This is a genomic window from Actinomyces oris (assembly GCF_006546825.1).
Taxonomy (GTDB): domain Bacteria; phylum Actinomycetota; class Actinomycetes; order Actinomycetales; family Actinomycetaceae; genus Actinomyces; species Actinomyces oris.
This window is the reverse complement of record NZ_VICC01000004.1, coordinates 16772-28868: the sequence shown is the minus strand read 5'-3', so window position 1 is coordinate 28868 and position 12097 is coordinate 16772. Positions and strand designations below refer to the sequence as shown.

The window sequence follows — 12097 nt, the reverse complement described above, 5'->3', positions numbered from 1 at the left end:
CACACACCCACCTCTCTCCACCCGAAGGATCATTGATTCCATGCCGATGACTCCCGAGAACGCGACATGGTTCGCTGACGCCTTCTCCACCATTGTCAACAACGTCGGTCAGGCGCTGCTCGACAAGGAGGACGTAATCAAGCTGGCCCTGACCACCATGCTCTCCGAGGGCCACCTCCTGCTCGAGGACGCCCCCGGCACCGGCAAGACCGCCCTGGCCCGGGCCCTGGCGGCCTCGGTGCAGGGGACGCACTCTCGCATCCAGTTCACCCCCGACCTGCTGCCCAGCGACATCACGGGCGTGACGATCTACGACCAGAAGACCGGCACCTGGGACTTCCACGCCGGCCCGATCTTCTCCTCCATCGTCCTGGCCGACGAGATCAACCGGGCCAGCCCCAAGACCCAGTCGGCCCTCCTGGAGGTCATGGAGGAGTCCCAAGTGACGGTCGACGGCGTGCGTCACACGACCGAGCGCCCCTTCATGGTCATCGCCACCCAGAACCCCATCGAGCAGGCCGGCACCTACCGCCTGCCCGAGGCCCAGCTCGACCGCTTCCTCATGAAGACCTCCGTGGGCTACCCCAACCGGGAGGCGCTCACCCGGATCCTGTCAAGCTCGGCCCACCCGGACCGCTCCAAGAGCCTGTCCGCGGTCGTGGCCTCCTCCGTGGTGGCCTCCATGGCCGACCTCGCCGCCGAGAACCACATCGAGAACTCGGTGCTGGACTACATCGGGGCGCTGGTGGAGGCCACGCGTGCAGCCGACGAGACCCGCATGGGCGTGTCCACCCGTGGCGCCATCGGCATGGCCCGGGCCGCCCGGGTGTGGGCGGCCTCCCAGGGCCGCAGCTACGTCCTGCCCGACGACGTCAAGGACCTCGCCGAGGTCGTGTGGGCCCACCGCCTGGTCATGGACCCCGACGCCGAGTTCACCGGCGCCACCGCCTCCGGCGTCATCACCGCCGCGCTGGCCCAGGTCCCCGCCCCCACGACCCGCGACTGAGCCGTATGACGCCTCAGACGACGTCGCAGAAACCTGCCCTCCAGGCCCGTCCGGGCTCGGCGGGCGGGACCGGCGCATCCGCCTCCTCCGCCGCAGCCCCCACCTCCTCGGGGGCTCCGGCCTCCGCGCAGCCCGCGGCATCGGCTGCGTCGTCGACCTCCACGAACGAGGCCCTGACCGCCAGGCCCTCGCAGTCCCGACTGGCCGCAGCGGCCGCGGTGGCGCTGCGACCGCTGCGCTGGCTGCTGCACACCGTGACCCCGATCGGATGGGGCAGCCTGGTGCTGCTGGCGGCCTGCGGACTGACCGGGGCCGTCATGGGCTGGCAGGAGGCGTGGAGCGCCGCGGCCGCCGTCGGCATCGTCGCGGTGAGCGCCTGGCTGTGGCTCATCCCCCGCCGCGGCTACTCGGTCAACCACAACCTGCTCGAGTCCCGCGTCACCGTGGGCGACCACGCCCTCATCCGTCTGACCGTCACCAACCCCCGTACCCGGCCGCTGCTGCCCTCGCGCATGGAGATGCCCGTGGGGCCGGGGCGTGCCGTCTTCGTCGTCCCCACCCTGACCCCCGGGGCCGTCCACGAGCGCGGCTTCGTCCTGCCCACGCAGCGCCGCGGCATCGTCACCGTCGGTCCGGTCCTGGCGGTCCAGCGAGACCCGGTGGGGCTGCTCCAGCGCGAACGCTCCCTGAGCACCCCGCAGCACATCCACATCCACCCGCGCACCGTGCGCCTGGGCACGGTCCTGCACGGCGTCCTGCGAGACATCGAGGGCGCCGTCACCCAGGACCTGTCCAGCTCCGACGTCGCCTTCCACGCCCTGCGCGAGTACGTCCCCGGCGATGACCGGCGCAACGTCCACTGGCGCACCACGGCCCGCACCGGCCGGCTCATGGTGCGTCAGTTCGAGGAGACCCGCCGCTCCAGCCTGCTCGTCCTGCTGTCCACCCGTCAGGACGACTACGCCGGCGAGGAGGACTTCGAGACCGCGGTGTCCATCGCCTGCTCACTGGCCATGGACGCGATCCAGGACGGGCGCGAGGTCCGCTTCATCACCCAGATCGGGGCTCTGCCCACCTCCTCCGCCCTGCGAATGCTGGACACGTCCTGCCTGCTGAGCACCGGTGAGGACGACTACGGCTGCGACCTGCTGGTGCGACACGCCTGCACGGCGCACCCCGATGCCTCTATCGTCGTCCTCGTCACCGGCCAGCAGGTCGACCGCGCCGTGCTGGCCCGGGCCCGCGGCTTCGCACCGCTGCCCATGGTGACCGTTGCCCTGCGCGCCGGCCAGCGCGGCCTGTCGCGCCACCACGCCGGAACGATGCCGGTCGTGGACATGGACCGTCTTGAGCAGCTTCCCACCGCCCTGAGGCGAGCACTATGACCCCCACGACAACCCTCACCACCGCATCCCCCCGCACCGCGGGCTCCCCGATCTCGGGCGCCTCGCCGGCCGGGGCGCCCTCTCCGGCTGAGGCCCCCTCGCAGGTCACCGCCGCACCCTCCGGAGGCTCGGACGAGTCGCCCTCCTCCTGGTCGACGGCGACGTCGTCGCGCACGCGCAGTCTCTACAGCAACGAGACGACTCGTCAGGCCCGCTCGATCACCGGCGCCGGACCGCTCCTGTCGCGTCCCTCCCGGCCGGCGCTCTCCGCCCGCCGCTTCCTGCCTCCCCGGCGCGGTGCCAAGCCGCCCACGCCGGCCGCCGCCGCCCTCGAGCTGGTCCTCATGGCCGGGATCCTCGCCATCGGCGCGGTCCCCTTCCTGCCGATCTTCGCCTCCGTGGTGGGTTGCCTCGCCGTCGGCTACGGCGCGCTCATCGGCGCCCTGACCTCCATGCTCTGCTCGCGCCTGCGCCTGTCGGTGCTGCCGAGCATGGCGGCCCTGGCGCTGGTCCACGTCCTGGTGGCCCCGTGGCTGCTGACCGACGTCGGCTCCGGGACCGCGGCGATCAAGACGGTGCTGGGCTCCACGATCACCGTGTGGCGCGACGCCTTGACCGTGCCGATGCCGCTGAGCTCCTTCAGCGGCATGACGGTGCTGCCCTGGATGACCGGGCTGGTGGTCTCGGCGCTGGCGACCCGCCTCATCCTGGCGGGCCGTGAGGTCCTGGCCGGCCTGACCCTGACCTGCCTGCCCGCCGTCGGCATCGGCTGGGGCGGGCAGGAGACCGTGCGCCCCACCGTGCTGGGCGTCCTGTTCGTCGTCGGGATCCTGGCCCTGTGGACCTGCGGCTCCCTGCGGCAGCGGCGCAGCCACGTCGTCGAGGCCCTGGACCTGAGCTCCTTCTCGACCACCTCGGGCGCCACGAGCGCCCGCTCCACCGGGGACCTGGGGCGGGCGGCCCTGCGCGGAACGGTCATCGCCGCCGTGCTGCTGCTGGTCACCTCCCTGGCCGCCATGGTCCTCACCCCTGCCGCCCCCGCCTCCCGGACGGTGGTGCGCGACCTGTTCCAGCCGCCGCTGGACGTGACCGAGTACGCCAGCCCCCTGTCCCTGGTGCGCACCCTGGAGACGGACAAGGCCCACACCCGGCTCATGAAGCCGATCAACCTGCCCTCGGGCGGACGCATCCGCATCGCCGCCCTGGACTCCTACGACGGCCTGTCGGCCCACATCGGTCAGAACGAGAACGGCCAGTCGCGCTTCGAGCGCATCGGCGACAAGACCCAGTTGACGGCCAACCGGCTCGACGGACGCAAGCAGACCTCCTCCCTGACCATCGAGGACTACAGCTTCCCCTGGGTGCCCACCATGCCCAAGACGATCCGCATCGAGTCCTCCGGGCCGCGTCAGTCGGCCCTGCGCGAGGGCATGTACTACGACAAGTTCTCCTCCACCGGGATCGCCACCAGCGGCCTGGCCTCGGGTGACGTCCTCACCGAGCGGGTCGCCCCCTACACCGCGCCCTCCGAGGCCGCCCTCAACAAGGCCTCCCTGGCGCAGACCTCGCTGGGACCGGTCGAGCAGGTACCGTCGTCGGTGGCCTCCCTGGCCAAGGAGATCGTCGGGGCCGAGTCCAACCCCATCGCGCAGGTCCGGGCGCTTCAGCAGCGCCTGCGCACGAGCTACTACTCCGACGGCACCAAGAGCCCCTCCCAGCCCGGGCACGGGGCCGCCCGTATCGCCTCCATGGTGGAGGCCGACTCCCTCATCGGCGACGACGAGCAGTACTCGGTGCTCATGATGCTCATGTGCCGCTCGCTCAACATCCCGGCCCGCGTCGTCATGGGCTTCGACCCGGCCACCGACGGCGACGCCAAGACCGTCACCGGCGAGGACGTCAAGGCCTGGGTGGAGATCCCCTTCGAGGGGCTGGGCTGGGTGTCCTTCGACGTCACGCCGGACCGCGACCAGGTTCCCCAGCAGCAGACCACCCAGAAGGTCTCCAACCCCGAGCCCAACGTCCTCCAGCCCCCGCTGCCCAATGAGGACCCGGCCCAGCTGCCCCCCAACTACGAGGACCCGCAGCGCGACGACCCCCAGGACAAGGACAAGGGCGGTCTGCCGACGGCGGTCATCGCCGTCGGAGGCTCCGTCCTGGCGATCGCGATGATCGTGGGCTCGGTCCTGGGGTGGAAGGCCTGGCGGCGCCGACGCCGACGCGCACGCACCGGCGTCGGCAAGGCCCTGGGAGCCTGGGAGGAGATCCTTGACCGGGCCCGCGACCTGGGGCGCTACCCCGGGTGGGGGGCCACTCGGAGGGAGGCGGCCGCGCAGCTGGCTCCTCACTTCCCACAGGTCGATCTGCCTCGATTCGCCGGAGCAGTTGACACCCAGGTCTTCAGCTCCGGGGAGCCGCCATCGTACGCTCTAGGGGAGTTGTGGGAATCCTCAGATGCGATCGTCCGCTGCATGGGGGCGGACCGCTCGCGCCTGGGACGGGTATGGGCCCGTTTGTCCCCGCGCTCCCTCGTCCATCCCGCCGACAGGCGGTCACGTCGCCCCAGGAGGTTGCGGTCATGACGATCACTGCTGACGCCCGTAGCAGCGCCTCGACCGCTGCGGGCCGACCGACGTCCTCCCGTCCATCCGATGACGCGCCGCGCACCGACGTCGTCAGTCCGTACGGCACGGCGCCGAGCGCCCCCGGTGATCCGCACGGCGGAGCGCAGACGGCCGACTCCCGGGGCCCGGAGCCCGACGCGGCCCGGGCCGGCGCGCACACGCCCTCAGCTGCGCATCACCGCCTCCCCCCGGCCCCGGTGCGGGCACGCGTGGTCGCCGGGGTCATCGACCTCGTCATCGGTTCGCTTCTGGTCGGGGGCCTGACCACGGTCATTTGGCAGGTGGGCGGCCGCCCGGCCCTGACCAGCGGGCTCATCGCCTTCGGTCTGGTCGTCGGGGCACGCTGGCTGGCCATCGCCGCCACCGGCTGGTCCCTGGGCGGGCGCCTGCTCAGGATCCGCATGCTGGGGGCCCGCAACCAGACCCCCTCACCACTGGGCTCGTTCCTCCACGCCGATCTCATCCTGGCCGTCAGCATCACCACGCTCGGCCTGGGCACCATCGCGCTCATGCGCACGGCGGCCGCCGACCCCGAGGGGCGCGGCTGGCACGACAAGCTCTCCGGGATGGCGCTGCTCAACGCCCGCAGGCCGAGGCGTCCCGCACGACCTGCTCCCTCAGAGGCCGGGTCGGCACACCGCCCAGTCACCGAGCCCGCCTCCCTCGGCCCCCGGGCCGACGCCGGTGCCGTGGCGCCGGAGGAGCCCGAGACGTCCTCCGCTCAGGACATCGGTGAGGCCTGGGACGCCGCCAGGCGCGCGTCTGTCTCCTCCCCCGCCGAGCGCAGCGCCGCGGGCCAGGAACCCGCCGCGGAACTGTCCACTCAGGCCACCGAGAAGTCAGGCGAGTCCGCCCCCCGCACTCGGCCCTCCGAGCGAGCCGTGCGCAAGACCGAGAAGAAGGCGGGCAAGACGGCACGGGGCAGGAAGCCCAGGAAACGCGGCCCCCGTCCGGGCTCGACACGCGCCATGGCCGGCCAGGAGACGGCACAGGAGACCCAGCAGGCCGCCACCGCGGGCGCCCAGAGCGCCACCGAGGCCGGCATCACCGACTCCTCCGGCAGGAACGCGCACCCGACGACGTCGGATCCGGTCTCCTCCTCGATCCGTCGGCCCCGTCCGGCCCGACCCGCGCGCCATGCCGGTCGCGCCCTGAAGGCCGGTTCCTCGGACGGCTACGCGCCTGTGGTCTCAGGAGGCTCCGCCGCCAGCCAGGCCGCGAGCACGGATGCCGCAACGATCGCAGCCGCGCCTCAGGTCACCGTCAAGGCCACCAAGGCGGCGACCGTGTCATCGTCCGCCTCCGCGAAGTCGGCGGCGGAGGCCGGTCCGGCCATTGTGGACACCGACGCCGAGGCCGTCGCCGTCGCTTCGGCCACCCCCATGGACCCTCAGGCATCCGCTGCCATGGCCGCGGCCCGGGCCGACTCCCTGCCGGCCGTGGCGGGAGCATCGAAACTCTCGACGGGTCCGGCCGACGAGGACACCGTCGCAACCGCACCCGAGGCCGCGGAGGACGCCGCTCCCCCGGCTCATCAGGACACGGAGCCGGCACCGCTCGCCCCCGCCGAGGCCACCGAGCCGGAGGCGGACGACGCCGCCCCGGCCGCATCATCACAGCCGGCCGGCCCAGCACCGACCGAAAAGACGGCCGAAGAATCGGCAGAGGAAGCTGAGGAGGCGGTTGACGAGCACGCCGTGGAACCGGTCGATGAACCGGCTGCGGACGTCGAGGAACCGTCCGACGAGCCGTCTGAGACGGACACCGAGGAGCCGCCGGTGGCCGCATCATCGGACTCCGACGACGCCCCGACGCAGCAGCCCTCGCAGACGGATTCCGAAACCGCTACGCTCGACGTCGTGGAGGACGCGCCGTCTCAGTCCACGGATGCCGCCGACGGTCAGGGTGACGACGCCGAGAAGCCCTCGTCCCACGCACCGCCCTCACCTGAGCACCCGGCCGATCAGCAGCAGTCCGAAGCGACGACGCCCTCAGCGGAATCCTCCAAAACAGTTGCTGATTCCGAGGCAACAGAGTCCTCCACGTCGCACGATGCGACTTCCACACCACAAGTCCCGCGCTCGAAAGCCACAAAACCCGTAACATCACAAACGATGGAACCACGACACGCCCACGCCCAGCGCTGGAGGATTCAGCCCGGTCACACCGGCAAGAAGACCTCCGGCTCGTCTGCTGCACCTGCCGAGGATCAGCGAGAGTCGGTGTCACAGCCCGGCGTTCCTCGTCGCGAGAGCCTCTTCGCCTCCGATCGGCAGCGCTTCGCTGCCGGAGCAGGCCCCGTCCCGGAGGTGGCGCACACCTTCGACACCTCCAGCATCCTGCCCTCAGGAGACCGCAACACGCAGGCCCTCATCGACTCGGTGCCCTGGTCCTCGGTTCCCACCTCGGTCGATGCCGCCACGGTGGACTCCCTGCCGGAAGGAGCCATCGTCTCCGACGACGGCCTGCCGCAGCAGCCGAAGACGGTTTCGGCGCCTGCGCAGCACGCGTCCCCGATGGATCTGACCAACCCGGCCACCGTGCCCGGTGGTGTGCCGGCCTCCTCTGAGGGGAACACGCACCCGACCGTGCGCAGTCACCGCAGCCACGCTCGAACCTCCGCCGGCAGCGCAGCAAGCACGGCCGCTGCGGAGGGGAGCTCCGCGCGTCGGCCCCACGCCTCGCACCGCTTCTCAGGGCCGGGTATCCCCTCTCCCGCGGATGAGCGCGCCGTCCCCGGCGAGTCCCGCAGCGATGCCCCCGCCGCGGAGGCCGGCGCCGCTCGTCACGAGCGCTCCGCCTCCGTCCAGGCGTCGGCGCAGCCCCACACCGGCGCGTCCAGGCACGGTGCCGGCAGCATGCCGGAGGCGGCCGCGCCTGCCTCCGCCCCCGCAGCAGGCGTCTCTCTGCCCCCGCTCACCCAGGTTCCCGCCACAAGCGCCCAGACCGCCACACCGTCGCTGCCGTCGGCCTCCTCTGCCGCCCCGGCCCTGTCGGTGCGTCTCGTCCCGCTGCTGGGCGGCAACCCGATCGTCATCCACGAGCCCACGGTGGTGGGACGCGACCCCGACAACATCTCGGCCTACCCCGGGGCGGAGCGCGTGGCTCTCGACGATCCCACGCGCTCGGTGTCCAAGACGCACGCGGCGATCTTCCCGCTGCTGGACGGGGTGTGGGTCACCGACCTGCACTCCACCAACGGGACGCGGGTGGAGTACCGCGACGGGCGCACCGTCGAGGCCGTACCGGACAAGGCGCTGTCCGCCCTGGAGGGCAGCACGATCTTCTTCGGCCGCATCGCCTTCAAGGTGGAGGTCGTCTGAGTTCCGCACCGGTTCCCTCAAGCGCTGGGGCCCGCACTCCTGTCCGGGAGTGCGGGCCCCAGTGGCTATGTCTCGACGGCGCTCACTTCAACGATGTCTCGGGCGTGATCGCCCTCGGGAGGCGACCTCAGGGAGTGTCGACGCAGGCGGTCTTGGCCGGCGAGGCCTTACCATCCGCGCGCACCGCGGTGACCTCGAGGCAGGTGCGCGCCGGCTGGGCGTTGACAGTGACCTCGTTGGTGCGGGTGGAGTCCACCTCGGTCTCCTCGTCGGGCAGCTTGACCCGGTAGAGGTAGCTGCCGGACCAGTTCGTCTCCGGCTCACCCCAGCTGAACTTCACCGTGCCGTCGCCCTGTGCCTCACCGACGATATCTCCCACCATGGGCACTGAGGCCTGCAGGGGGTTGGCGCCGGGCTGCGGGGCGATCGTGGCAATGGGGTTGTTGGGCTTCTTCTGCTTGTCCTGGTTCTGGGAGACGACGATCGCGGCGACGACGGCGGCGACCATGGCCACGACCAGCAGACCGGTCAGGACGGCCCGCATGCGGTTGGGGCGGCTCGACTCACCGGCCTCCGAGTCCGACGACGAGCCCTTGTCCTCACTGTCGGGCTCCACCCGCATGGCGATGTGCTCGCTGGTGACGTCGACCTGGTTGAAGACCCCCATCTTCGTGGCGGTGTCGGCCTCGTCGGGGTTGGGGCGCCGGGCGGACTTCGCGGCCTTGTCCGGCTCCTGGAACAGGTCGACCGTCGTGATGGGCAGGTCGAGCTCGGCCTGGACCTGCTGGAGCGCCCGGGCGAAGGCCAGCGCCGTCGGGTAGCGCGAGTCCGGGTTCTTGTCCATCGCCACCGACAGCACGCGGTGCAACGACGGCGGGGCGTCCTGACGCCCCAGCGGCGGCAGGGGGTCCTTGACGATACGGCGGGAGAGCTCGTAGACGTCCGGAATGCCGTCGGTCTCGAAGGGGCTGCGCCCCGTGAGCATCGCGAAGGTGGTCGCGCCCAGGGAGTAGATGTCGGAGGCCGGGTTGGCCGAGCGCATCCCCACCAGCTGCTCGGGGGGAGCCCAGGGCACGCTCATCCCCCGCAGCTCCTCGGCACCCTCCGGGCCACTCATGGCGGAGATGCCGAAGTCGGAGAGCACCGGGCGGCGGTAGGTGGTGAACAGAATGTTGGCGGGCTTGATGTCCCGGTGGACGATGCCGGCCCGGTGAGCGGTCTCCACCGCTCCGGCGATCTGAATCGCCGTCGACAGGGTCTCAGCGACATTGAGGGGACCCTGGCGCAAGATGGCGCCCAGCTGCGGCGGCGGGCAGTACTCCATGACCAGGAAGGGGTGGCCGTCGGCGGAGACGCCCGCGCCGTAGATGGACAGGATGGCCGGGTGGGAGGAGACCCGCGCCATGAGGTTCGCCTCCGACTCGAAGCGGGAGGCGGTCTTGTCCTCCACGTCAGCGTTCATGACCTTGACCGCGACCTCGCGGCGGGGCATGTGCTGCTCGAAGAGGTAGACCGTGGAGTAGCCTCCCGCTCCGAGTCTCTCCAGGTACGTGAACCCGGAGATGACCGGAGGCGGTCCCTTGTGATCCAGCATCAGGGGAGGTTCTCAAAGGCGAGGGTCTGACCATCGCCGAGGTCGAGGACGTCTCCACTGCGCAGGAGCACCGGATTCGCCGAGGACAGGCGCACGGGCGCCTCGTTCTGGCGGTTGAGAACGGTGCCATTGCAGTTGCCCAGGTCCTGGGCCAGAACGCTCCACGCATCCAGGTCGATGAGGATGTGGTTGCGGGAGACGAGCTGGTTGGGACTGGCGACAGTCAGCGGACGGAGGGGGACCTCCGCGACGCTGCTGATGTCGTCGGCCACAGGGTTGCGACCCACCAGGAGGGGACGGTTGAGCTCGATGCTCTCGCCGCCGGAGGTGACCACGCGCCCCAGAGGGGGGCAGGCCACCGACTTGGCCGGACGGTTGAGCTCAGCTCCGCAGACGCGGCACACGGTGTAGTTCGTGGGGTTGGGGTGGCCCTGGGGGCACACCGCCGACAGCACGATCCGGATGGCGTCGGGTTCACTGGGAGAGCTCGCCGAGACCGGGGACGCCGGGCTGGAGGGCCCGGTGCCCACGAGGGAGACGAGCTCGCCGACCAGGTCCTCGGGCAGACCGTTGATGGTCTGACCATCGTGGTCCCCGCGACCGAGCTCGGCAGTCGCCGGCTCGCCGACGGAGGGCTGCACGAGCTCGACCATTGCGGCATCCACAGCCGCGGAACCGGCCGACTCGACGGCCTCCGCCGACTGGCTCGGCTCCAGGGGACCGAGCCCCTGGTTGAGCAGCTCGGCACGCAGCTCCTGGGAGAGGTCCTCGGGCAGACTGTTGATGGTCTGTCCGTCGTGGTCCCCGGAGCGTACGGGCTCTTCCTCGGCGTGCGCCTGCGCGGCGGCCTCGGCAACAGCAGTGGCCTCCGCGACCACGGCAGCCTCGGCGGCCTCAACGGGCACGAAGTCGGCCGGGGTCTGGGCGACCTCGGCTACCTCGGCGGCAGCGTCCTTGATACCAGCAGCCTCAAGATCCTCGCTCGACGGGGGCGGAGGGGGCGGGATCATGGCCTCTGCCTCCTGAGCGGAGGGGATCGGCAGGGCCGGGATATCGAAGACGGGGGCGATCAGCAGATCCTCATCGGAGGTCTCCGGTGAGGACTCAGTGGCGACCTCGGCGGCCTCAGGGGTCTGGGCTTCCGGGGTCTCGTCGGGAGTCTCTGAGTACTCGGGCAGCTCGGGCGACGGCGTCACCTCGGTCGCCTCAGCGGCCTCGGAGATGCCCGCCACGACGGCCAGCAGGTCAGCGGGTCCCTCGGAGTCGGCGATCAGGGCCGACTCCTCAGCAGCATCGGAGTCCTCAGCAGAGTCCTCCGACTGACCGGCGGCTTCAGCGGCCTCGGCGCTCTCGAGGGACGCGGCGAGCTCAGCACCATCGAGGGCCTGTTGCTCGGCGTTGTCCTGCGCGATCTCGATGAGGTCGTCGACGACGTCGGCGGATTCGGCGGTCTCGGCAGGCGCCCCTTCAGACGAGTCGTCCTGCTCCGAGTGGTCCGACGAGGCGGACTGACGGCGCGAGGCGCGACGCGATGCCCGACGTGAGGACCGAGAGGTCCTCACGGCAGCAGCGGGGGTTCCGGCGGAGCCGGCAGAAGCGGTGGAGTAGTCAGGACCAGCCGGGTCAGGGTCATCGTCGTCGGAGTCACCGGACCCCTTCGACGATGCACGGCTGGGGGACGGGGTCCCGCTCGACTTCTCCGATCCGCGCAGCACCAGGTGGCCGGTGCTCACGACGGCGTCGACCGCCGGGCGGCGCACCTGTCCGGCGCCGTCGGGCGCGCTGACGATGACCGAGTTGGGGGCGGTCACCGTCGTCTCGAACCAGGTGGTGACCGCGGAGGCGTCCAGCGCCTTGCCGTCGACCTCCATCTGCGGGGCACCGCGCAGCGCCACGTGGAAGACATCCTCGGGCGCCGAGACGGCGAGCACGAAGTCCGGGATCGCACCCAGACGTCCGCCCATCCCCATCACCAGCTCATCCAGGGCCCGCGTCAGCGAGGCCTCCTCACTGCGCAGCAGCCGCCACAGGCGCTCGGTGAGGTCCTGCGGCACCGACGGGGGCAGGATCATCACAGCACGTGGCGTGACCACGCCTGTCCACGAACCCTCGGTCCACCAGACCTCGTTGTTCGCGCTGCTGTTCGGGCTGTTTGTCATCATTTT

At 71.3% G+C, this 12097-nt stretch carries 6 protein-coding genes; 4 read left to right on the top strand and 2 right to left on the bottom strand.

Features of this window, described 5'->3' with window-relative positions:
- Positions 1 to 40: 40 nt before the first annotated feature.
- The 4 genes from FK267_RS04395 to FK267_RS04380 are packed head-to-tail and all read left to right on the top strand — an operon-like array spanning position 41 to position 8338.
- A complete protein-coding gene (locus tag FK267_RS04395; RefSeq protein ID WP_003787581.1) occupies positions 41 to 1006 on the top strand; it encodes an AAA family ATPase in 966 nt (321 codons plus the stop codon).
- A 5-nt stretch (positions 1007 to 1011) separates the two neighbouring features.
- On the top strand, positions 1012 to 2391 hold the full coding sequence (locus FK267_RS04390; protein WP_070510086.1) for a DUF58 domain-containing protein: 1380 nt from the start codon (positions 1012 to 1014) through the stop codon (positions 2389 to 2391).
- Complete coding sequence (locus tag FK267_RS04385) at positions 2388 to 4973, top strand: transglutaminase domain-containing protein (RefSeq protein ID WP_141406417.1); 2586 nt, start codon at positions 2388 to 2390, stop codon at positions 4971 to 4973. The genes FK267_RS04390 and FK267_RS04385 overlap by 4 nt, the downstream gene beginning before the upstream one ends.
- On the top strand, positions 4970 to 8338 hold the full coding sequence (locus FK267_RS04380) for an RDD family protein (protein WP_141406416.1): 3369 nt from the start codon (positions 4970 to 4972) through the stop codon (positions 8336 to 8338). Before FK267_RS04385 ends, FK267_RS04380 begins: the two co-directional genes overlap by 4 nt.
- Positions 8339 to 8465: 127 nt before the next feature.
- Here FK267_RS04380 and FK267_RS04375 read toward each other — a convergent pair whose 3' ends face one another.
- Entirely contained in the window at positions 8466 to 9932 is a 1467-nt protein-coding gene (locus tag FK267_RS04375; protein ID WP_141406415.1) for a serine/threonine-protein kinase, read from the bottom strand.
- Positions 9932 to 12094 (bottom strand): FHA domain-containing protein, encoded by a 2163-nt coding sequence (locus FK267_RS04370; RefSeq protein ID WP_141406414.1) that lies wholly within the window; start codon positions 12092 to 12094, stop codon positions 9932 to 9934. Before FK267_RS04370 ends, FK267_RS04375 begins: the two co-directional genes overlap by 1 nt.
- Between the last annotated feature and the right edge of the window lie 3 nt (positions 12095 to 12097).

Coding starts and splice junctions, on each gene's coding strand:
- FK267_RS04385 (WP_141406417.1), top strand. CDS start 2,388: ATGACCCCCACGACAACCCTCACCACCGCATCCCCCCGCACCGCGGGC.
- FK267_RS04370 (WP_141406414.1), bottom strand. CDS start 12,094: ATGATGACAAACAGCCCGAACAGCAGCGCGAACAACGAGGTCTGGTGG.
- FK267_RS04380 (WP_141406416.1), top strand. CDS start 4,970: ATGACGATCACTGCTGACGCCCGTAGCAGCGCCTCGACCGCTGCGGGC.
- FK267_RS04375 (WP_141406415.1), bottom strand. CDS start 9,932: ATGCTGGATCACAAGGGACCGCCTCCGGTCATCTCCGGGTTCACGTAC.
- FK267_RS04395 (WP_003787581.1), top strand. CDS start 41: ATGCCGATGACTCCCGAGAACGCGACATGGTTCGCTGACGCCTTCTCC.
- FK267_RS04390 (WP_070510086.1), top strand. CDS start 1,012: ATGACGCCTCAGACGACGTCGCAGAAACCTGCCCTCCAGGCCCGTCCG.